Source organism: Methanococcoides methylutens, from assembly GCF_000765475.1.
GTDB classification, from domain to species: Archaea; Halobacteriota; Methanosarcinia; order Methanosarcinales; family Methanosarcinaceae; genus Methanococcoides; species Methanococcoides methylutens.
This window is the reverse complement of record NZ_JRHO01000014.1, coordinates 972,176-995,479: the sequence shown is the minus strand read 5'-3', so window position 1 is coordinate 995,479 and position 23,304 is coordinate 972,176. Positions and strand designations below refer to the sequence as shown.

22 protein-coding genes are annotated in these 23,304 nt (G+C 43.1%); 15 read left to right on the top strand and 7 right to left on the bottom strand.

Translation table 11 applies throughout. The features are described from left to right. Positions 1-93 precede the first annotated feature (93 nt). The gene (locus tag LI82_RS12630; RefSeq protein WP_052402932.1) at positions 94-1,626 is read left to right on the top strand and encodes a hybrid sensor histidine kinase/response regulator; all 1,533 of its coding nucleotides are present in this window, start codon (positions 94-96) and stop codon (positions 1,624-1,626) included. Positions 1,627-1,727: 101 nt separating this feature from the next. Here the strand turns inward: LI82_RS12630 and LI82_RS12055 are convergent, their stop codons facing one another. Together LI82_RS12055 and LI82_RS12050 are read right to left on the bottom strand one after the other, a co-directional pair. Continuing rightward, positions 1,728-2,792, bottom strand: a complete 1,065-nt coding sequence (locus LI82_RS12055) for a (Fe-S)-binding protein (protein WP_048196082.1) — start codon at positions 2,790-2,792, stop codon at positions 1,728-1,730. A gap of 2 nt (positions 2,793-2,794) precedes the next feature. Beyond that, positions 2,795-4,165 (bottom strand): FAD-binding oxidoreductase, encoded by a 1,371-nt coding sequence (locus tag LI82_RS12050; RefSeq protein WP_081955836.1) that lies wholly within the window; start codon positions 4,163-4,165, stop codon positions 2,795-2,797. A gap of 128 nt (positions 4,166-4,293) precedes the next feature. Here LI82_RS12050 and arcS point away from each other — a divergent pair, with 128 nt between their 5' ends. Next, positions 4,294-6,159, top strand: coding sequence for an archaeosine synthase subunit alpha (gene arcS / locus LI82_RS12045; protein ID WP_048196079.1), 1,866 nt, complete (start codon positions 4,294-4,296; stop codon positions 6,157-6,159). 65 nt (positions 6,160-6,224) lie between these two features. Then, positions 6,225-6,695: a ribosomal protein S18-alanine N-acetyltransferase gene (gene rimI, locus LI82_RS12040; protein WP_048196334.1), complete on the top strand. Its 471-nt coding sequence runs from the start codon at positions 6,225-6,227 to the stop codon at positions 6,693-6,695. Between the two features lie 45 nt (positions 6,696-6,740). Here rimI and LI82_RS12035 read toward each other — a convergent pair whose 3' ends face one another. Next, positions 6,741-7,028, bottom strand: a complete 288-nt coding sequence (locus LI82_RS12035) for a UPF0058 family protein (protein WP_048196078.1) — start codon at positions 7,026-7,028, stop codon at positions 6,741-6,743. Positions 7,029-7,242: 214 nt separating this feature from the next. Continuing rightward, positions 7,243-8,583 carry a DNA primase DnaG gene (gene dnaG / locus LI82_RS12030; RefSeq protein ID WP_048196077.1) on the bottom strand — a complete coding sequence of 447 codons (1,341 nt, stop codon included), beginning with the start codon at positions 8,581-8,583 and terminating at the stop codon, positions 7,243-7,245. A gap of 1,116 nt (positions 8,584-9,699) precedes the next feature. On the opposite strand from dnaG, the gene LI82_RS12025 reads away from it, so the two are divergent. Both LI82_RS12025 and rtcA read left to right on the top strand, forming a co-directional pair. Continuing rightward, complete coding sequence (locus LI82_RS12025; RefSeq protein ID WP_048196075.1) at positions 9,700-11,067, top strand: FAD-dependent oxidoreductase; 1,368 nt, start codon at positions 9,700-9,702, stop codon at positions 11,065-11,067. Between the two features lie 52 nt (positions 11,068-11,119). Continuing rightward, on the top strand, positions 11,120-12,115 hold the full coding sequence (gene rtcA / locus LI82_RS12020; RefSeq protein ID WP_048196073.1) for an RNA 3'-terminal phosphate cyclase: 996 nt from the start codon (positions 11,120-11,122) through the stop codon (positions 12,113-12,115). A 10-nt stretch (positions 12,116-12,125) separates the two neighbouring features. Here rtcA and LI82_RS12015 read toward each other — a convergent pair whose 3' ends face one another. After that, positions 12,126-12,755, bottom strand: coding sequence for an RNA 2'-phosphotransferase (locus tag LI82_RS12015; RefSeq protein ID WP_048196072.1), 630 nt, complete (start codon positions 12,753-12,755; stop codon positions 12,126-12,128). A gap of 265 nt (positions 12,756-13,020) precedes the next feature. On the opposite strand from LI82_RS12015, the gene LI82_RS12010 reads away from it, so the two are divergent. The 9 genes from LI82_RS12010 (at position 13,021) to LI82_RS11975 (ending at position 20,767) form a co-directional block, all read left to right on the top strand. Beyond that, the gene (locus LI82_RS12010) at positions 13,021-14,145 is read left to right on the top strand and encodes an OB-fold nucleic acid binding domain-containing protein (RefSeq protein ID WP_048196069.1); all 1,125 of its coding nucleotides are present in this window, start codon (positions 13,021-13,023) and stop codon (positions 14,143-14,145) included. Between the two features lie 86 nt (positions 14,146-14,231). Beyond that, positions 14,232-14,840, top strand: a complete 609-nt coding sequence (locus LI82_RS12005) for a CBS domain-containing protein (RefSeq protein ID WP_048196068.1) — start codon at positions 14,232-14,234, stop codon at positions 14,838-14,840. 37 nt (positions 14,841-14,877) lie between these two features. Further along, positions 14,878-15,675: a CBS domain-containing protein gene (locus LI82_RS12000; protein ID WP_048196066.1), complete on the top strand. Its 798-nt coding sequence runs from the start codon at positions 14,878-14,880 to the stop codon at positions 15,673-15,675. Positions 15,676-15,824: 149 nt separating this feature from the next. Then, a complete protein-coding gene (locus LI82_RS11995) occupies positions 15,825-16,781 on the top strand; it encodes a CBS domain-containing protein (protein WP_048196064.1) in 957 nt (318 codons plus the stop codon). A 43-nt stretch (positions 16,782-16,824) separates the two neighbouring features. Further along, positions 16,825-17,664, top strand: a complete 840-nt coding sequence (locus tag LI82_RS11990) for a CBS domain-containing protein (protein WP_048196062.1) — start codon at positions 16,825-16,827, stop codon at positions 17,662-17,664. Positions 17,665-17,720: 56 nt separating this feature from the next. After that, a complete protein-coding gene (locus LI82_RS11985; protein WP_048196060.1) occupies positions 17,721-18,497 on the top strand; it encodes a CBS domain-containing protein in 777 nt (258 codons plus the stop codon). Between the two features lie 5 nt (positions 18,498-18,502). Beyond that, complete coding sequence (locus tag LI82_RS13650; protein WP_330217385.1) at positions 18,503-18,691, top strand: hypothetical protein; 189 nt, start codon at positions 18,503-18,505, stop codon at positions 18,689-18,691. Positions 18,692-18,712: 21 nt separating this feature from the next. Continuing rightward, a complete protein-coding gene (locus LI82_RS11980) occupies positions 18,713-19,672 on the top strand; it encodes an RNA ligase (RefSeq protein ID WP_330217388.1) in 960 nt (319 codons plus the stop codon). A 57-nt stretch (positions 19,673-19,729) separates the two neighbouring features. Further along, on the top strand, positions 19,730-20,767 hold the full coding sequence (locus tag LI82_RS11975) for an EF-Tu/IF-2/RF-3 family GTPase (protein WP_048196058.1): 1,038 nt from the start codon (positions 19,730-19,732) through the stop codon (positions 20,765-20,767). A 24-nt stretch (positions 20,768-20,791) separates the two neighbouring features. Here the strand turns inward: LI82_RS11975 and LI82_RS11970 are convergent, their stop codons facing one another. Continuing rightward, positions 20,792-21,283 carry a hypothetical protein gene (locus tag LI82_RS11970; RefSeq protein WP_048196056.1) on the bottom strand — a complete coding sequence of 164 codons (492 nt, stop codon included), beginning with the start codon at positions 21,281-21,283 and terminating at the stop codon, positions 20,792-20,794. Between the two features lie 13 nt (positions 21,284-21,296). Further along, positions 21,297-22,040 (bottom strand): RAD55 family ATPase, encoded by a 744-nt coding sequence (locus tag LI82_RS11965; RefSeq protein WP_048196054.1) that lies wholly within the window; start codon positions 22,038-22,040, stop codon positions 21,297-21,299. A gap of 174 nt (positions 22,041-22,214) precedes the next feature. On the opposite strand from LI82_RS11965, the gene LI82_RS11960 reads away from it, so the two are divergent. Then, positions 22,215-23,285: a stage II sporulation protein M gene (locus LI82_RS11960; protein WP_081955835.1), complete on the top strand. Its 1,071-nt coding sequence runs from the start codon at positions 22,215-22,217 to the stop codon at positions 23,283-23,285. Positions 23,286-23,304: the final 19 nt, after the last annotated feature.

The following is a 23,304-nucleotide window of genomic DNA, read 5'->3' as shown; positions in this document are numbered from 1 at the left end:
ATTTGTAGTGCACGCAAAGCTTCATTTTCATTACCATTTCGAAGATATGTTATGGATCTTTAAAGATCCACTATAGTTTTCATGGAGAAAGGAATGAACCAGAAAGAAAGATCAAAGATACTCATCATCGACAGCGAAGGCCGCAATGTCGAGCTTCTGGAATCCATTCTTATCTCTGAACAGGATATCATCAGATCATCTTCCGGAAACGAAGGACTCCAAAAAGCCATTGATAATGAACCGGACCTCATCCTGCTTGATAACATGATAAAGGACATTCCTGCTCATGAGATATGCAGGATACTGAAGAGCAACGAAAGTACAAAGCTCATACCAATCGTCATTATTGCAACTCCCGATAAAAAGGATGAAAAGATAAAAAGCCTTGAAGAAGGAGCTGATGACTTCGTTAACAAACCGGTCAGTTATATGGAGATCACTACACGTGTGAAAGCGTTGTTAAAGATCAAACATTTGCAGGATAAAGTTATCAAAGAACGAAATCAGGCCTCCCAGTACCTTGATGTCATAGGTTCCATTATAATAATACTTGATAAAGATTCAAGCATCGATTTTGCCAATAAGAAAGCTTGTAACTTGCTGGGATGGAAGAAAGAGGACATTATAGGAAAAAGCCTGACCGATTTCTTCCCGGAAGATACGAAAGATATCCAGAAAAAAGAACTATTCCAGATATTTGAAGGTAAAAGAGAACTGCCTGAATTCCATGAACTGCCGCTATTGACAAGGAACAGCGATGGGACCACAGAAAAAAGACTGATACTCTGGCATGATGTGATCTTAAAGGATGAGGAAGGAAAGATCATCGGCATGATCCGCTCAGGTGAAGACAACACCGAAAGAGCGAACATGGAAGAAGAGCTCACAAAGGCAAATGAGAAGCTTCGTCTTTCCCATAAGATGAAGGATGAGTTCCTGGCAAACATCAACCACGAACTTCGAACCCCTCTGATATCGATAAAAGGATTTAGTGAACTTCTATACAATGAGCGTCTGGGTGAGTTGAACGAGCATCAAAAGAAGACCATGAAAACTGTTGTCCATAACTCAGAACGTCTTCGACATTTGATAGAATCACTGTTCTATGTCAGCGACATGCAAAATGAAACTATAAAATATACATTTAGCCTCATAGACCTCAAAGAGATGCTGGAAAGCATAGCTGCCAGCATGCTCTCCAATATAGAGCATAAAGGCATTGAATTCAAAAAAGAGATACCTGAAACATTGCCAATAGTGAAAGGCAATAGCAAATATATCGAATCTGTGCTAATACACCTGCTTGACAATGCAATAAAATTCACTCCTGCAGGAGAAACGGTATCGGTGTCATCTTCAGAAGAGAATGGAATTGTGCATATCATTGTACGAGATTCAGGACCGGGAATTCCAAACGATATACTCTGCCAGTTTTGCACCGATATTCCGGAAGATGCCAGTGAAAGTGATATCTGTTGCACTAACCGGGATTACGGCCTGATCATCTGTAAGAAGATCATAAGCGCACACAAAGGTGATATGGGCATCGATACTAAAACAGGGAATGGAACTGAGATCCATGTCCGGTTACCAGCATTTGAAAATGAGAAAACTATCAGCAAATAAGGCAAGATCCGCGATCATAGGACCTTAATTCGAATAAAAAAACACCTGCATATCATTTTCCTTTTTTATTCCTGCCTTTTTACTCCGTAGTTCTTTTTTCTTTATTCTCTTTTCTTTTTTTGCGCCCATGTCAGAAGGTCCAGAAGATCGATCACCGGAACTTTACTAAATGGTTCCATATTGGTACGGCATAATGGACAACACGTTACAATGTAATCCACGCCTTCAGGAATTTCTGCAACTCTTTTTTCTGTAAGCGCTTTTGAGAGTTCAGGGTAACCTTTACGAACTCCTCCCCCGCCTCCACAACATCTGGCATTCTCTCTGGATGTCCTCATTTCCCTGAGCTCACAAACAGCGTTTATCAATTTTCTTGGGGCATCAAATATCCTGTTTGCCCTTCCAAGGTGGCATGGGTCATGATATGTTACAGTTATATCAAGCCTGTCAAGTTCCAATTTATCCAGATTCTCTTCCAGGAATTCTGTTATATGAACAACATTGAACCTGTCAGGGTAGTCATTTTTGAGAGTATTGTAGCAGCCCGCACAGCTGGCTATTATGGTATGAGCACCTGCTTTTTCCATCTGCCTGACATTATGCGCTATTAGTTCAGTTGCATCAGACCCTGTTCTCAGAAGAGGGGAACCGCAACAGACCTCATCGGGAAGAACTGTCACATCAAGGTGGCTGATAAGGTCGTATGTCCTAAGTACAGTTTCCTGATATCGGTAAGACCCAAGGCAACCAACAAAATACACATTCTCAGCGTGTTCCGGCATATCGCGTTGCTCCATTAACCACCCAAGTCTGGAATGGGTTTCATTCATCGGATTACCTGTGGAAAGCGTGTTCTCACGCAGGTACCTTTGGGTCTCTGTTTCCTTGCCCATTTCCACAATTTCATGCCTTATATTTTCAAAGACATCAGGGGGCATTGCTCCTGCAGGACACATCTCCTCACATATGCCACATGTAGTGCAGGTATTGATGCTATCAATAATACTCTCATCAAGTTCCATTCCCTCAGAGATCCCTTTTGCGATCATCATCCTTCCCCTGGTGCTGAAAGATTCCCATCCGAGCTCTTCAAATATAGGACACACCGAACGGCACGTTCCGCAACGAACGCATTTGAGTATTGACCTTAACTGTTCATCCTCCATGATCACAACCCCATCTTTCCCGGATTCAATATCCCCTGAGGATCAAGTGCATTCTTGATCTGTCGCATCACATACATCGAGGTCGGGTGTTCCAGCTCCATATAGCCTGCACGCGCCTTTCCCACCCCATGTTCAGCACTTACAGTACCGCCTACATCGATAACACGCCTGTATATCCTGTCAGCTACAGTATTGACATGCTCCATTGCATTTTCATCCAGCATATCGATTGTCATACCTGTGTGAAGGTTCCCGTCACCGATATGTCCGTATGTCATTATCGGTATGTTAAACTCCTCTGATAATGAGCGAACATATTCCAGCATTCCGGGAAGCTCCTTTATGGGGACCCCTATATCCTCCCCGACATAGACACGGGTTCGTTTCGGGTCGATCCTGGATATAGCAGCACCCACAAGCCTGCGCGCATTCCAGAGACGAGAACTTTCATCTGCAGTTGAAGCCACCTTTATTGCAGAAGCAAGCTCAGAACAAACATTTCCGACAGTATCTGCCTCTTCCTTCACAGCACTCTCCATTCCGTCAACCTCTATAAGCAGAATAGCTCCTGCATCAGGAAGCTCCACAGTGGGATCATATCTGCGGACAGTCTCTATTGCAGTGCTGTCAAGGATCTCACATGCCGAAGGTATAATTCCTGCTGATAGTATCTTTACCACTGTTTTGCCGGCGAGGGCAGTATTACCAAAAGAAGCCAGTATTACACTGCGTGCCCTTGGAAGAGGGTGCATTCTTAGAACTGCCCGGGTGATAATTCCAAGTGTCCCTTCCGAACCGATCATAAGGTCGGTCAGATCGTATCCGGATGCGGTCTTGAGCGTCCTTGAGCCGGTCCTCACTATCTTCCCGTCTGCCATAACGACCTCAAGGTCAAGCACATAGTTCCTTGTTGTACCGTATTTTACGGAACGCATCCCGCTTCCGTTGTTCGCCATTAGCCCGCCAATGGTGCACATGGCAGTGCTCCCGGGATCCGGCGGAAAGAAAAAACCATAGGGAGAAAGTGCCTGATTCAGTTTCTCGTGCACAACTCCAGGCTCCACGGTAACCTGGAGATTATCAGTGTCAATTTCAACAATACGATCCATTGAGGACATGTCAAGTACGATCCCACCATCTACGGGAACAGCACCTCCGCAAAGGCCGGAACCTGCACCTCTTGCCACTACAGGCAACCCAAGCTCACCTGCCAGTCTGACAACAGATGCGACCTGTTCGGAATTATGAGGTCGGACAACGGCATCAGCTTTCCCTTTTACCTGAGAGGCATCAAAAGAATAACAATAAAGCTCTGAGGACCTTGTTGAGACATTTTCCTCTCCAACAATGGCTTCCAGTTGTTTCTTGAGCATTAACATACCCTGCAACCTTTTTCAAAATAAACGTTTGGGTATTTGAAACAAATTTGCCGGATCTTTGGCAAATATCACTCAGATCCGGTAGAAAAGATTTACATCTACCTTAAGCATATTAGGGAAACATGACATCATATTTTGAGGTAGAACAGCGGGATGGTGCTGCCCGTATTGGAAAAATTCTCCTTTCAACACCTATCAGGACGCCGCACATAATTGATACGGTATCACTCAAAGACCCAGCAGGTCCTTTTGCAGATGCCGGGTCCATGTGGGACCTTTCTGCAGAAGAAGCTTTGGAAAATATCCGGAAGATACGCGAGCTTTCCGGTGATGATACGATCCTCATTTTGCCGCATCAGGACCTCACACCGGATGTGCCGGGTGATGTGGCAGAGACGATTGCAAAGAAGATCGATATGGAAGCTACCGGCCCTATTGGACGCATTTACCGACATGGCCAGGATGTAAAGAAAGCAGACCTTTACATTATGGAAGGAGCAGGTTCCTTCCAGGGCAATGCCAGGAAGTTCATGCAAAGGATAATTGAGATCAGGGAAAAAATAGCCCCTGATACTGCTCTCTATGTCCCGAACCTTTGCACACCTGCAAATGCTGCCATGCTGATCTACCTTGGCATCGATATTGTTGATAACACTCGTGCCACTGTGGCCGGGTACAATGACATTTATCTTACTACATCAGGAAGCTACTTTGTCGACTCTATGGCCGAACTTCCATGCAGGTGTGACGCCTGTGCTCCCATAACACTGGAAGAGCTCAGGGAAATGCCAAAAGCAGATCGTGCTGAGATATTAACAAGGCACAACTGCAACATGCTTGAAGCAGAGGTTGTCCTGGCAAGAGAGAGGATACGCGCGGGCAACCTGCGTGAATATGTGGAAGGCCAGTGTCGTGTAGAGCCCTGGCTTGCAGGACTCCTGAGACTTTTCGATACTCAATATGGTTACATGGAAGAACATGCACCCCTTGCACGTTCCAACCAGCTGCTTGCAACAACTTCCGAATCAATGACCAGGCCTGAGGTCGTTCGATTTGCCAGAAGGATACATGAAAGATACACCCCTCCTGAAACCGATATTCTGGTCCTGTTGCCATGTTCTGCCAAAAAGCCATATTCAATCTCGAACTCACATAGCAAGTTCATAAGATCACTGGGAAAGAACCGCAGATACGTCCATGAAGTAATAATCACATCTCCACTCGGAGTTGTACCAAGGGAACTCGAACTTACCTATCCTGCATCTCATTATGATACCGTTGTGACCGGGTACTGGGATGCTGAAGAGATAAAATGGGTATCATCATGTCTCTCTGAGTATCTTTCAAAGAACAAATATTCACATATCATAGCCCATGTGGAAGAAGCATACAGGGAGATCTGTGAGATCGTTTCAAAGGAACTTGGAATTGAGATCATCTATACAAGCTCAGGCAATGTGACCTCCTACGAATCCCTTGACAACCTCAAGAACACCGTATCAGGTATCGTTGCAGAAGGAGAATTTGGACAGAACAAACCAAGAAGTGACCTGATGCGCGCTATTGCAGACTACCAGTTCGGTCCGGGTGCAGGAGAGTTACTTGTTCCTGACAGATCAAAGATAAAGGCACCATTCCCAAAACACCAGGTGTTCATAGACAAGAAACAGATAGCTACACTGATACCACAATATGGGATAATAGCACTTACTATCGATGGTACCCGTCTGCTTGCCGCATCAGATGATTATGAAGGCTACACTGTAACTATCGATGATTTCCTCCCAAGAGGCTCTTTGCTTGCACCAGGTGTTATTGATGCTGATGAGAGGATCCGGACCGGTGACGAGGTCCTTGTCAAAGGAAGTAAAGCTATCGGAGTAGGGCGTGCCATGATGAACGGGAAAGAAATGGTTGCCTCCACAAGAGGTATAGCTGTTGATCTGCGTCACATAAAAAAAGCTGATAAAGATAAGGATAAGGATTGATCTTCAAGATCCTTTTCTTCTTTTTTTCAATATTCTTTTTAAGAAAAAGAACATTATATTTCCTGATGATCATCAGACAGTTTGAACCTTATGATTTTGAAGATGTTCTGAACATTGAAATGGAGGCTTTCACAGAACACAATCCTTTTGTCTATATGAATTTCTATGAAATGAACAAAGACGGGTTCTTTGTCGCCTCCATTAACAACAGGGTCGTGGGTTTTGTCATAGGATATCGATCTGCAGTTACAGAAGGCCGTGTCTTTTCACTGGCAGTTAAAGAAGAGTATAAAGGAAGGAGAATCGGAAGCCAGCTTATGCAAACCATACTGAACGCGTTCCAGCAGCAGGGATTAAAGTCTGCCACCCTTGAAGTAAGAACCAGCAACCACATAGCTAAAAAGCTATATCAGGACATGGGATTCATAGCATGCTGGGTGGAACATAGATACTATTCAGACGGAGAGAATGCCATCATAATGAAGAAGCAGCTTTCTCCTCTCTGCTGGGTCAACAGCATCCAAGCTAGCCTTTAAGGATATGTTTTACACCTGAAATGAGATCAGGCCACCCGACAGCACTTAATTGTTGCTACCGGAAACATTCCTGCTGGTACGTTTTGCAAATTCCTGCATTCTGGTGGAGGTCCTGCCAATACCTGAAAGCTCATCTTCTGACATTATTGATGCAAGATGGTTACCAAGTACGAATATAGCATGTTTGTGCTCTGCCTTGCTTCGATGGATGTGCACAGGACTTATGGCAAGCGACTGGTACTCAGAAAAGTCATGATCAGTATCCTGGGTTTCCAGATGCCTCTTTATTTGAGCCAGCAATGTATGCAATTGAATCAATTCATCTTTGTGCATGGTTTTTATCCATATTCATTTTTTATACGACAGCACTGCGTAAGAGCGGGCTGCAATATAATAAACTAAAAACTCAAATAAAACCATTTTTCGCGGCAATGCATTTCCTTGCCATTATATAAACCTTTTTCGATTTAATTTTTATGAATAATAATGCACAATAGGGGGAAAAAAGAAAAAAGAGAAGTAAAAGAGGGTAAACCCTCTTAAAAGATTAGAAATCTGCTGCTGTTAGAACATTGACGGTCGCAGGACTCTTAGCAATATTACCTTTCTTTACACCAATAAGGTTCTCGATACCTTTGTCTGATGCGATGTCAAGGATGCGCTGCGTTACTACACCATCAAAAACAACTGTCTTGATGCTATCACTGGTCTCTTTGAGAGTGTTGACAAGATCGCGGACTGCGGTCTCCTCAATTACCTCATCCTTTGAATCCAGAAGCCTGGCTCCAAGAGTACCGAGAAGTGCATCGGAATGAGGCTTGAACCTGCGGGCCTGCGGAGATATCTGAGCTGGTTTAGCTGGTTTAGCTGGCTGAACTTTTCTTGCCGGTTTTACCTGTTTAGGCTCTTCCTCAGAACGTTCTGCCTTCTTTTCCACTTTCTGTGCACTTGCAGATGGCCTTGAAAGCTCACCTTTAACTCTTTCCTTGCGCTTTGGCAAACGTGTGATCCTGCCTGTTTTGGCCGGCTTTTCTTCTTTGGCTGGCTTGACCTCTCCCTTTATGCTATAGCTTTCAAGAGCCTGCTCCACAGGGATCTTCTGCCTCAGGGAACGTACGATCTCCCTTTGTACAAGGTCTTCCACGCTCTTTCCATCAGGAGCACGTGCAATGTAATCAATGTCTGCAACCTGCAAAAGCTCTTTAATGATGAGCTTTCCTCCACGGTCACCATCGGTGAATGCAGTTACTGTCTTCTTCTTTGTAAGTTCAGCAACTTCAGGAGGAACGTTGGTCCCGCCAACACAAATTGTATTCTTAATGCCGTATCTCAAAAGGTTCAGGACATCTGCCCTGCCCTCGACGACCACAATGGCATCTGAATCAAGCACATTTGGACCACATGGGATCTTGTTCTTGCCATAGTACTCCATCTCTTCGATACGGACTGACTGGCGAACTTCATCTGCGATTTCCTGTGACTCAGGAAGGTTCTCATCGAACATGTCGGTGAGAATGTATTTTGCACGGTCTATGATCTGTCTCCTCTTTGTAGCACGGACATCTTCGACCTGTGATACCTCGATCTTTGCAGTGCATGGACCAACCCTGTCGATGGTCTCAAGGGATGCTGCAAGTATTGATGTCTCAACCCTGTCAAGACTGGATGGTATGAAGATGTTACCTCTGGTCTTGCCGCCTTTCGCAGCAACTGAAACCTCGATCCTGCCAATTCGTCCTGTTTTCTGCAGGTCGCGCAGGTCAAGGTCTGAACCCAGCAGACCCTCGGTCTGACCAAAGATCGCCCCGACTATATCCGGACGTTCGATTATCCCATCAGCATTGATCTTTGAATGAATGATATATTTAGTTGTATCAGTATTTTGCATATATAAGTCTCCATTTGTGTGTGGTATGTTGCCTTTAAGACAGTACCCGAACGTAAACAGAACAGCAAAACAGAATCATTCGGACATAACACAAATATAGGATCTCGAAGATCAAGGGAAGAACTACTTATCGGCTACTGTATCCTGACCATCAGGATGCTTGTTCTTAAGCAATCCCATTAAGGAGGTTCTTCTTTGTTCAAACTAACAAGTAATGTATTAACTATCCGGATAGTCCACAGGCCTGACCGCCTAATGGCTGGCAAAAGATCTACATTCTCAGCATGTAGCTATGCCATGGCCTTATTTGTGAACGTTCCGGCATTTATTTACCTTGAACCGTTTGAACGATTATGGAACAATATGATACTAGATCTAAGATGCCGGTGGTTCAATTCCAATAAGATATGAATGAAACCTGGTCCTTTAGATAACTCCCTATATTTGTATTATGTGATGTGGCACAACTATTTTCCCAATAGTGTGACCATGAATATGATTCAGATTATATTTTGATGATCTGCTTACCCCCATTAGATAAAGCACCCAATGGGATTTTTGATAAACCAATTAAATTTTACTTATGACGTGATCTTACTTCGATCACAATAGGCTAATTAGTTCTTACAGTTTAATAACCTTGTGGTTTTCAACTTTTTAGAATATCTCTGCAACACGATTATAATAAAACAGTCTAAATTGTTCTCATGACAAATAAAGTTTATATTTGAAAACAATGTATTTTGTCTTGCATTATCAGAAAGGAACAATGTAAATAAATATAGTAATCATCATTGCGTGAAAATTTACAACAAGACTAACCAACATGTATATATAGAATAATAATGTAGCAGCATTAAGACGAGCGGGACACATTATTTTTTGCTACAATAACCCCCCACTCCCCAAACTCGCTCGTCGATAACTTCATCTTTTTCTATACATCCTTAACATAACTCTTGTTGCTTATTTTATACACCCTTAACATCATTTTTGCATTGATTATTCTATAAGTTGCTCGTTCTATACGTTACTCTTTCTATATATTTTTAAAATTACTAAATGTTAGTCAGGTCCTGTACAAAAATCTATTAACCAGGCTGTCGAACTTATCTTATGAAAGATATTACAAAATATGATGTTGCCATTCTCGGCGGAGGGGCTACCGGAATGTCAACCGCCACACATGTAAGGCGGTGCCGTGATCTTTCTGTTGTTGTCATTTCAAAGGACAGTCATGTATCCTACAGCGAATGTGGAATACCTTTCAAACTTTCCGGCAAGGTAAGGGATTTTGATTCCCTCATCGTAAGAACCCCGGATTTCTTTGATAAAATGGGAATCGATATCCTGCTGGAAACAGAAGCAAAAGAAATAGACCTTAACGAAAAAAAGATAAAACTGGAGGACAGGGATATCGGCTTTGAGAAACTTGTCATCGCCACCGGTGGAACCCATCGCATTCCTTCTCATCTGCAGGCTTCCCTTGAGCTGAACGGCGTATTCACCCTCCAAACGCTATCTGATGGTATGAAAATAGAAAGTGCACTCCTTTCTGCTGAGAATGTTGTTGTCATCGGAGCTGGTGCCATTGGGGTAGAAATCGCTGCAGGAACTGCAAAACGCGGCATACCTACAAAACTTATCAATCGCAGCTCCTCGGTACTCTCACGACTGATCGATACTGACATGTCGGAGATAGTTAAAGGCTACCTTACTTCTATAGGGGTCGATCTTATTACAGGAGAAGTCCCGAAAAGCATTGAAGGAAAGAAAAAAGCTGAATATGTTGTCCTTTCAAAAGAAAAAGTTCCCGCAGATGTAGTTATTATTAGTACCGGGATAGTTCCTGACATAGAAATTGCAAAGAAAGCAGGCATTTCCGTTGGCGAAAGAGGTGGTCTGGTCACCAATGATAATCTTCAGGTCCGGATCGATAACAAATTCTCAACTGATTTCTTTGCCGGAGGAGACTGCTGTGAAGTTACCGAACTTGTCACAGGAAAGAAAAACATGATCCAACTGGCACCTGTAGCAAGACGTATGGCTACCGTAATAGCAGACAACATCTGTGGTAAAGGAACAACATTAGGACCTGTTCTCGGACCCAGTGTTTATGTTGCAGGAGATCTCCTGATCGGTTCTGTGGGACTGACTTCCAGAAAAGCAGAAACCGAAGACATCGGGATAGTAACAGGCTATTCCAAAGGAGTAACGCATGCAACCTTCTATCCGGGCAGCAGTGATATCCACATCAAACTTCTTTTCAGGGAACAATATCTTCTGGGTGCACAGGTCATAGCCAAAGACGGAGTTAAAGAACGGATCGACAGCCTTGCTTTCATGATCAAGAAAAGGACCACAGTAGATGAAATGCTCACAATGGAAACCTGCTATGCACCACCTGTTGCCACTGTTGTAGACCCTCTTCTCTATGCTGTAAAGGACGCTTACAGAAAAATGAGGAACAATAATGGAGAATAATGAGGAATAATATGGAAAGAATTGATGGAGTACCAAAAATGAGGAACTGCCAATGATCCATATCGACGGGTCCTACGGTGAAGGTGGCGGCCAGATATTAAGAACATCAGTGGCACTTTCAGCAGTAACAGGGAAAGAAGTGCACATCACTGACATACGCAGCAACCGCCCAAAGCCAGGCCTTTCGGCCCAGCACGTAAAAGCAATAGAAACAGCTGCCCTTATCTGTGGTGCCACTGTGGAAGGGGTTAGCATTGGTTCTACAACTGTCACTTTTTTTCCACAGGAAGTGAAGGGGGGTTACTATAATATTGATATTGGCACCGCCGGCAGCATAGCTCTTCTGCTTCAATGCATCATGCCGGCTGCAGCATATTCTGAAACTGATCTCGAGCTGAACATTATCGGAGGGACAGATGTTTCGTGGGCTCCAAGTATTGATTACCTTGAGAATGTCACACTGAAAGCAATGTCAAAAATGGGGTACAGATGTAAGATAGATACTCGCAAAAGAGGATACTATCCCCGTGGTGGCGGAGTTGTTCATGCAACTATAAGCCCATCAGGACCAAAACCCTATAACTTTACAGAAGAGACCGGGGATATACTTGGCATATCTCACTGCTCAAACCTTCCTGAGCATGTTGCAAACCGTCAGGCAGATTCTGCAAAGGATATAATTGAAAAAGCCGGATATGACTGCTACATCCTCACTGAATGTACCGAATATCCATCCACAGGAAGTGGGATAACATTATACTGTGGAATGAAAGGTGCATATGTTCCGGGAAAAAGAGGATTACCTGCTGAAAAGGTCGGTTCTCAGGCAGCCACGGAACTTCTGAACGAGCTCTCAAGCCACTCTTCTGTAGATATACATCTTGCAGACCAGCTTATACCCTATATGGGACTGGCAAAAGGCGGTTCACTAACAGTAAGAGAGATATCATCTCATACATCAACGAACATCTGGGTCACAGAACAGTTCCTTGATGTGAAGTTCAAGATACAAAAAAAGGATAATATGATGGAAATATTGGTGAGATGAACAAAATTGTTCAATCTTCAATTTCCACAATGCTCAGATATTCAGGCGGTACAGATTCGGTCAGAACGATGTCATCGTTAACGGCCATGAACTCTATGCCGTCATTTTGTGCCTCATCCGCATCTATCTCAAGTACAACCGGATTCTCTGTGTGAACTGATGCTGATTCCGTAGCTTTTTCAGGAGTTGTGCTAAGATGCACGTATGTCTGCCTGAGAGGGGTAATACCGGCATCAAGAAGCATGTCAACTTCTTCCTGGCTGACACCATAGTACAGGTAAGGCAATTCATTCTCAGGATAATCCAGTTCCACATCCACAGAATGACCGTATCTTGCCCTTATTCCGGAATCTGTTATCTCATACCTGTTCTTAACGTCAGATTCTACAAGTGATATAAGGCGCTCCCTGCTTGCCCACCTGTAGCGGCGTTCCATAAGATCACAAAGCAGGTCCATATCGACCCAGCCCTGCTTATCCATTGTAAGACCTACATCATCCGGGAAATGTCTCAAGGCACCTGAAACGAACCTTCCAAGGCGTTCTTCACGTTCGTCATCCAGTACATACCTGCCACTTTTGCCGCAATCCGGACAAACTTCGCCTCTGAAGTATCCATGCTCTTTACATTTTCGAATCATGCTATCTAATTGCAGATGCATTTAATAGTTAATATAACTTTATCCACGATCCCGTTTACAGGAAACCGGATATAAACATGATTCCTGAAGATGATATAAGAAAACTAGAACGTATCTTTCGTTAGGATTATATCATATCGGATTAAACTTAATCGGAGTTCACGCTATTGCAGAATAGAGGATGAACAAATTGCTTTACATATCACATATATTCTAAATAGTTCTGGGAACCCATGTTCTAAGAACCTATTCACAGGTGTCATAAATGGACGATATAACTGAGATCTACAATAAACTTGGAGGCATTATCAGCGAAGATGATTTTCGAAAGAAGGTCGATGAAAAGGTCGATCAGATGAGCGGCCTTTGTGATACTAAGACGGCGGCAATGCTTGTTGCCCATGACCTTGGGGTCACGGATACCGCAAAGGAAGTTATCAAAATAAAGGACATTACCCCTGAGATCGGTAATGTCAACTTCGTTGCAAAGGTAGTCTCAGTATTTGATGTACGTGAGTTTAACAGGAATGATGGCACCACCGGAAGGGTCGGTAACGTCATGGTAGCTGATGAGACAGGTTCTATCAGGCTTACACTCTGGGACGAGCGTGCTGAGCTTATCAAGAACGGAAGTGTGGAAGTAGGCGACTGCATGGAGATCAGTGGCTATGCAAAGGATGGATATTCCGGCACTGAGATCAACATCGGAAAGTATGGTGTGATGAATAAGACCGACCAGGAGATCGAGGTCAGGCTGGACTCACAGAAGATATCTGAGATCAAGGATGGTATGGGAGACATCAACGTATCCGGAAAGTTGCTTGACATATCAGATGTCAGGACGTTCCAGAAGAAAGATGGTAGCCAGGGACGGGTCGGTAACATACTCATTGGTGATGAAACCGGAAAGATACGTGTAACATTATGGGATGAAAAGGTAGATTCTGCCAGTGCCCTGAACCTTGATGATGCTGTTGAGATCATTAACGGATATGCCAAAATGAACAACTTCAGCCAGCAGGTCGAGATCCAGATAGGAAATAATAGCGTCCTCAGGAAAACAAATGCAGAAGTAGAATACAAAGAAAGCTTCACTCCGATAGCTGACATAATACCCGGTGAATCCTATTCCATCGAAGGTTCAGTTTCAGGTCTTGGGGAGCTCAGGGAATTTGACAGGGATGACGGAACAACCAACATGGTCTCAAATATCTATGTCTCGGATGACTCCGGACGTATACGCATAGCATTGTGGGGAGATCATGCACTTCTTGTTGACGAGCTGGACATCGATACCCCTATCCGGATCATTGATGCATACTCAAAATCAGGCTTTAACGACGAAATAGAACTAAGTGCCGGAAACCGCACAAGGATCAACATATTGTGATCACAATCACCTATATATGCTATTAAGTCAGAATGTTATTTGTGTAGTGTGGGAACACAAGCAATAGCATAGGAGGGTGATATCGTATGGTCATTGGGACCAAATTGGATGTCGAGGCTGATGCACCTGCAGATCAGCTCCTGAACGATATTGTCGTGCGTGAGATCATGACACAGGGCGTTCTTGTCCTTGACATTACAAGTACAGCACTTGAAGCTGCTCAGACAATGAAGGAGGAAAATATCGGTAGCCTCATTGTCTCGAAAGATAACAACCCTGTAGGTATTATCACTGAAAGGGATATTGTTCACAAGGTCATGGCAAAGGATGTAAAACCCAGTACCATGCTTGCTGAGGAGATAATGTCATCTCCTATTATAACAATAAAATCATCCACAGATGTCATCAAAGCGTCTGAGATGATGCTCAAATCGAGGATTCGCAGACTTGCAGTTACCGATGATGAGAAGATCATTGGTATTATCACGGATCGGGATATCCTTACCGTAGCTCCGGGTCTGAATACTATTCTTGAAAACCTGATAGAGATGAACCGGGAGCAGGATATTCCTGGAACGACTGAATTTGGAAGGGGGGTCTGCCAGAGATGTGAATCGTATGTGGAGAGCCTTAGCCCTGTTAACGGTCTTATGTTATGTGAAGACTGTAAGGAAGATGAAGGCTACTACGACTGATCCACTTCTTTGAATGATCGTATGAACGGGGGTTCTTATGAAAGTCAATGAGATTATGTCCAAAGATGCCGTATGCATAAAAGAGCATGACAGCATCACCCATGCACGCCAGTTGATGAGAGATCACTACCTCAGGGGTCTCCCTGTAATAGATGAGGAACAAAAAGTAGTGGGTATCCTCAAGGATAAGGATGTTCTCAACATCAGATCCACAAGATCAAATGTCACAGTTGAAGGGTACATGCACGATTGTCCGTTGATAACTCCGGAAACAGATATTATGGATGCTGCAAAGCATCTTCTCGATTCGGAAGTAGGCCGATGCCCTGTCATTGTTTCCACAGAAGACAGGATGATAACCGGAATTCTGAGTAATTCAGACATACTCGGAAACATTGGCAGTGACAGGAAACTGGATGCAGCGGTAGCTGACATCATGACTGCAGATGTGATAACCTGTACACCACAGGAAAATCTCACAAAGGTCTGGCCTGTTTTGCTAGAATCAAACTTTTCGGGTCTTCCTGTGATCTCTGACAAAAGAGAACCCATTGGAATGGTAACAAGAATGGACATAATACGTTCCGGATTCGTCAGGACAGCCCTGAACGATGGACACGGCACTCAACCAAAGGACACCACGGTAGTTGAAAAGATAATGTCCACGCCTGTTTACACCGTGTCTTCCGATACATCGGTAAAGGAATGTCTAGATAAGATGCTCCATTACGATGTTGGCAGAATGACAGTTCTTGATAAAGGTAGTATCGTAGGTATCGTGGATCGCACTGATATCTTACGGGCATTTGTAATGGGAACTGGTCCTGTTCAATAATGGAGGAAATTCCACTCAAATTTATAAAGTAGTCAAATCCGGGTCTGTATCCTAAATCCCAGAGATCATTCCGGGTAATCTAAGATCACTCCCGAACCCGTATCGCCAGTCGAACATCATTAAAATGAACGAAAAATATGGAGGATAAAATGAAACTTGAAGCACATAGCCCTACGAAAAGCAGAGTTCAAAAAAAGGATCATGTGTTGATCACCACTTCCGGTACAATGGATCGTGGGGCTTTTGATTTTCATACAAAGATCTCAGAGCATGAAGGAGATATTATGTCGGTGGCCACCAGGAAAGTTATCACGGCTCCACCTACAACACGGATCATCGATGCCATAAAGATCATGACAAAAAACAACTTCAGGCATATCCCCCTTACTGATGCTGGTACAAATAGGATCGAGGGTATCGTTACCTCTTTTGATGTTATTGATTTCCTCGGAGGAGGAGATAAGAACCAACTTGTTGAAAAGAGACATAAAGGCAACCTACTTGCAGCCATCAATACAGATGTCAGCACAATAATGCAGCATGATGTAACAACGATCCGCAGTGATGGGAATATCAAGGAAGCCTTCGATCTTATGCTCAAGAACAATATCGGAAGCCTTCCGATCGTAGATAGTACAAATCATGTACATGCCATCTGCACAGAGAAGGATTTTCTGACATTTACAGCTGGAATAGTTACCAACAAAACTATCGCTGAATACATGAGCAAAAGGGTTGAGAAAGCACCTGCAAACATGACCATTAGTGATGCTGCAAAGATAATGGTGATGAATCGTTTCCGCAGGCTTCCTGTGGTCAAAGGAGATATTCTAATTGGCGTTGTCAATGCATCTTCTATAATGCACTTCCTGGGAAATGGGGAGGCATTTGAAAAGCTCACCACCGGTAACATCCATGAAGCAATGGATGCTCCTATCAGCTCACTGATCTCAAAAGATGTTATCTGGGTATCATCAGATGCAGATCTTGGGAAAGCAAGCGAGCTTATGGTTCAAAATAATGTTGGGGCACTGCCTGTAATTGACAACGGAAAGCTCTGCGGTATAATCACAGAAAGGGACATACTCAGAGCAATGGCTGAATGAATGAGAATCCACAAGGATAACAAAGGAACAAGGAGGATAAGATATGAAAGTATCAGACATTATGACATCACCTGTCCATGTAATGGGACCGGATGAGCCTGTATCACATGCAAGAAACCTTATGCTAAGGCACAAGATAAGCACTATTGTTGTTGTAGATCGCGACGAAATGGTGGGCATAGTCACGAAGTCCGATCTGGGAAGACGTCTTGCACAGGCAGAACCCATGTGGAGAAGAAGACCTATCGACAAGGTACCTGTGAAAATGATAATGACAGAAGACCCTGTCACGATCTACCCTGAAGCATCTATTTCCCAGGCCACTGAGGTGATGATCGATAATGATATCAATAATATCCCTGTGGTCAACAACGGAAGACTTCTTGGAATTGTAACGAGAGTTGACGTGGTACGCCACATGTCAGAACTTCCCAGCGATAAGAAAGTTGGTGAAATAATGACACTTGACCCTATATTTGTGCACAGGCACCACACAGTAAATCACGTGGTCGATGAAATGGAAAGTAACAAGGTAAGCAAACTTATTGTTACAGACGATACAGGTGAAGCCGTAGGAATAATCACCACAAGGGAACTTGCACTCCATGTTCTTGCGAACAATGAGGGAGAACTCCCATCCAAGAGCATCAAGATGGCAAGAAAACCAAAATCAGGTGGTGAAAAGGTATACAGATATGTCAAAGCAGTTCCACTTGTTGCAGAGGATATAATGGCCAATATCGCAAAAATACTGGAAGTTGGTGATCCGATCACGGAAGCTGCAAAGGTCATGATCGATAAGAACGTCACAGGCATCCCCATTGCTGAGAACGATGAGATCGTTGGTATTGTCAGCAGAACAGATGTGATGAAGGCAGCCTGATAAAAGGTGTAGCAAGGAAGTATAGACTAAGAACATGAGTTAAAGAGGTGACAGACATGCAAGTAAAGGACATAATGGTACAACCAACATCAATTGACAAATCAGACACGATCTCACATGCACTTGATGTGATGGAGAAGAAAAGTACACGTCGCCTATTAGTGACACATGATAATGATCTGGTCGGTGTTCTCACCATGAGGGGACTTACCGAACAACTGGGAACACGAAAGAAAGGTGCGAAACCAGCTTCTTCACTTCATGTTGCTACTGCTGTATCAGACAACTATGTGAAGGTTCTGCCTGATATGGATCTCAATGATGCGGTCGTATTAATGGCTAAAAAAAGCGGTGTTATCATTGTAAGCGACAATGAGAACGTTCTTGGATGGGTCACACCTGCTGAACTTCTTCAAAATGTAACATTCGACGGGTATGCTGCTGAGGTTATGAACAGTAACCCGATAACTATACATCCCGGAGACAGGGTAAGCCATGTCAGGCATCAAATGCTTGATGAGGATGTTGGAAGATTCCCTGTTATTGAGGATGACAAGCTTGTGGGGATCGTTACAGAGAAGGATATTGCAAAGTCAATGCGTGCTTTCAGGGATGTGGTTTCAGGAAGCAAGCAGGATTCCCGTATCAAGAACCTCATTATAGAGGATATCATGAAGAGGGGGGTCAAAACCGTACAGACCAACACTCCGGTATCAGAAGTAAAGGACATGATGCTTGAGGAGAACATTGGTGGTGTGCCTGTTATTAACCTCGAAGGATATCTGGTCGGGCTCATCACAAGAAGGACGCTTGTGAACACCATTGCAAAGTGAAAACTATGCAACAGGATGCTGGTAAAGATATTGAGCTGGACATAGAGGGTATGGCAGAATATCTTGACATACCCATTTCCAGACTCCAGAAACTGCTGGATAAGCGTGAGCTTGTGCAGAACTGGGGAGAGTACCAGCATCTTTTTCGTTTTAAGACCACTTTTTCACAGATCGAAAGTGGAACTGTTGTCTAGCAAAAGGATGGCTGTTTTGAGCTGATCAAGGGTTTTCCAAAGATAAAGCGGGCCATGCTTCTTGAACCTGCCATCAATTCCCAATTTTCTGATATTGATACCATCTGTGTGGAAGAGAAAATGAATGGCTTTAATGTACGAGCCATAGCTATTGACGGGAAAATAGCCGCCATCACACGCGGTGGATATGTCTGTCCCTATTCCACCGAAAAAGCGAGGGACCTTCTGAACATTGATTTTTTTAATGACCATCCGGATCTTGTCCTTCACGGGGAAATGGTCGGGCCCGACAATCCTTATGTACCCAAGAATATCTATGATATCGATTCTCTTGATTTCTCTATCTTCGATATAAGGCATAAGGGCAGTGGTGAACCTCTGCCTGTAAATGAAAGAAGGAAGATGGCAGAAGAATATGGTTTCACACAGGTCAGGCTTTTCGGGGAATTTACAAAAGAAGAAGCTACTGGGAAGATACATGCCATTATCAAGGAACTCGGAAAGATCGAGCATGAAGGTGTTGTTATCAAAGACCCAAATATGAACATCCCCCCCATAAAATATACCTGTTCACAGAGCAATTGTGCAGATCTGAGACATGCATTCAGGTTCTACAATGATGTGGGGCGTGACTATCTTTTTTCAAGGGTAGTGCGGGAAGGCTTCCAGGCCTTTGAATGGGGAGAAAGTGAAGAAGATCTCAAAAAGCGGTGCCTTCAGCTTGGGGAAAGCATACTCAATCCAATGATAGAAGCTATCACTGATATGGAAAAAGGCGAAAAAGTGGCTGAAGAGGTGCAGATCAGGGTTAAAAGCCTTGATACTCTAACAGAGTTCAAGGAATATCTCCGGCGACAGGGAATAGATGCAATGTTCGATGAACCGGAAAAAATCGGTCATGATTTCCTCATAAAGATAAAGAAGCTGAACAAGAGCACTAATGATAAGACCCTTTCCATGTTCAAAGGAGAACTCTGGTGATCTCAAAAAAGCATATATGACAAAAGGTATTTCTGTACACTAAAAGTGTGATCATATATGACAAAAATAACTATTATCGGAAGCGAAAAAAGCGGCAAAACCACCCTTGCTTCAAAACTTGGGAAAAAAGGAAACACAGCAGACATTACGATGTACGATTTTTCCAAGAACGACAAGGTCCTGACGACCATAGATGCAGTCGGTTATCCAACTTCCATCAAACCTATGGTGACCGCCTTCAATCTTTCGGACATTGTCCTTTTGTGCGTACCTCCTGAAGGTCTTGATGCACATACAGGAGAATGTATCATTGCACTTGACCTCCTGGGATACAAGCATGGTATCATCGTCCTTACAAAAGCAGACACTAGCTACCCCTTTGCACTAGATGAACTGAAAGAGAAACTTAAAAAAGTGACAACAGGTACCTCTCTTGAGAACTGGGAATATATCTCAATTTCCACAACCTCATTCGAAGGAATGGAAGAATTGAAGGAAATGATATTCGATATGGGGGATGTAGTTGCACAGGAGCAGGAGGAACTGAATGACCTCCCAACACGTGTTGTTATCGACCAGTCCTTCAATGTAACAGGCATTGGTTGTGTGGTACTTGGAATTGTGATGCAGGGCACCCTGAAAGCAAAGGATAAACTTGTAGCTTTCCCAACAGACAAGACCATCGAGGTCCGCTCGATACAGCTGCATGATGTGGATGCAAAAAGCGCACCCGCAGGTGCCCGGGTCGGACTTGCGCTTAAGAACGTCCAATCAAAGGATGTCGAGAGAGGTTTCATACTCTCGGAAAAAGAAGATGTAACTGAAGACCTTACACTCAAATGTAAGTTCTCACCATTCTCAAAGGGCTTTGCGATCGGAGATGTTCCACATATATTCGTCGGCCTTCAGTCATCCCCGATGAGAGTGGAAAAGATAGTTGTAAACGGTGAAGAAGTTGAGAGAACAACAACAGACGCTGAATGTATTGTAACACTATTAGGATCGAAGTTGCTGGCTTATAATGAATCAGACAGATTTGTGATCTGCAATCTGGATGATAAACAGAGATTTGCGGGATATGGTTACAAGGCTTAAAGCCCAATATCCCACATTTTATATTTATTTCTTTGGCATTAATGGTTTGAACCCATCAAGATTTGCAGGGCGTTCAACAGCTTTGGTAAGAGAAATACATGAGGGGCTAGTGAGAAGTTCCGGGCGGTCCACAGGAGCAAATATAGCATCATTTCCTGCATAATCCTTGTATCCCTCGGGAGTCTTTTCTTCTGGCTTCTTGAAAGCTGGTTCGTCTGCCGAAGAGTAGCCTTCTTCTTTTTTTAGTGCAGATGTCACAGAACCGATATTAAGTCCCTTTTCCCTCGCAAGACCACCTTCGCCTTTGCCCTGAATATACTTTTCAGAAACAATGTCACCAAGACCGAGACTGTTAGCAAGGGTTTCCAGCTTCACAATATTCTCTTTGACCCAGCCGATCTCCGAGTGCTTATGGTAACCTACTTCTAAACCAAGTTCAAAAGCCTTCTTTTCAATTTCTACCCTTTTCATTTCAGCAAGAGTAGGCTTGTCTTTATTCTTCTTGAACAGATCCATTTCCACACTACCATTATTCAAGGTAGGAAGATACTTTCAGACCTTTCTCAGTGAACTCAAGTCCCATCATATTACAATCATGTTTTGTTCCACGCATCTTTATGATCTGCAATGCACGGGTCATCTTCTTACCATAGAGGAAGTTATGAAGGAACATTACCCCATGTGATGCGAATTGTTCTGTTGAATATGCATTCGGGTCTGTCATCTCAGAGAGAAGTATAGTAGTGCATCCAAGCTGTTTCAGATTCCTGATGAACCTACCCATCTCTTTTTCTTCTGAAATGCGGTCCTTTGTGGTAAAACGGATAGCAGATACAGAGTCTATAACAAGCCTTTTTACATTGTATTCCTGAACATATGCAGATATCTCCTTGAATACCATTGCAGGGGACGGAGCTTCGCCTTCTACAGATGAATGACTTACATCATAATCTGAACTTATGACCTCATGAAGATCATCCATATAACCATATTCCATTCTGGGACCTAGATCTGCAAAAAGAAGCTTCTTCATCTTTATTAAGGTCACCACGTTCAACGAGTAATTAGACATGTCATTGATGATGTTCTGGGGACTTTCAAGAAGGCTAACGTAGAGACCAACTTCCCCAAAAGTAGCACCTTGCGCAAGGAACTGCATGCCAAAAGTAGTTTTTCCACTTCCCGGGGGACCACTTAAAAGATAAACACGTTCCGGAACAAGTCCACCCTGAACAAGTTCATCGAAACCTTCAATTCCAGATTGTATCCTCATATTAAACCTCTTTTTAGTACCGAACCATGAATCTTTTAGATATATTTGTATGGAGATATATTTTAAGTCATCGATGAAGTCTTAAATTTTATATTTATTAGCCAGAGATCATGAAATTTAAAACAGTTAAAGTTAAGTGAAATCCTGATAAACATAACTAATAAACAAACGAAAATGAGAAATAAAGAGAGCAGCCAATTCAAAATAAAACGGACAGATGTAATATGGTCAGTGAAACTATTCACACTATTTACGATACTGTCCTTTGTATTCAGCATCTCTATTTACACAGTTGCTTTCTTGTTTTCACAACCTGAATTTGTAAATGCTGTCCTGATCTCAACTGCACAGGCTGCTACTTCAGAAGTTGATGTCGTCAACGAGGCAATTATTTCAACCTCAGATGCCGCTACTTCAAAAGTGGACTTCGGTGCCAGATATATCGGTCCGCTATATTCTGTTTTTTTCTTCAATATAATAGCAATATTTGTCACATCTATAGGTGCCGCAGCCATAACATACAGTCACAGAATAGTTTTCAAAGAGTTACTGTTGCGGTCAAGGCACCCGTTCTATTCTATGATTTCCTGTAATATGGAAAAATTATCTTCACCCTTTTTTTCATTTGTACAGAAGGTCGCCCTGCACATCTATCCTGATATAAAGAAAAATGGTCTGGATGAGAAAAATGACAGCCCAAATTCCATCTGGAAACATTGTGGTTACACCGGCGAGGATTACAGAGCAATCGCATCAGTACTCCCACTCATATTTCCTGTGTTGACATTATTCCTTAATTCTTTTATAGCAGGAACAGTACTTGCATTTTTTGTGTTCAATGGAATACTGTGGGGAAGTCAAACATTAGGATTTGGTGGTATTCTTGTAGGGGCTGACTTTGCCTTCATATATTACTTTGCTTCAATACTCCCTCATGGAATAATTGAACTGCCGGCAATTTTCATAGCAACATCTATTGCATACAGGTTTGCAAGAGTACATTCAGAAGAGATTACAGAAGGGCGTTTATTCGAAGCTGAGAAAGAAGAGGACCTAAAAGAAGACATTAGAAGGATCGAGAATATCACGGAATCTTATCTGAGATCCGGATATCTGTGGAGAATATTCTCAATTGCGATCTTTATGCTCCTTGTTGCTGCATATATAGAAATACAGTTAACACCAAAAATAGCAGGAAATGTGATCGACCTCATGGGTCTGTTGATCAGCAATCTCCTGATATGATCTCAAAAATTGTCCTTTT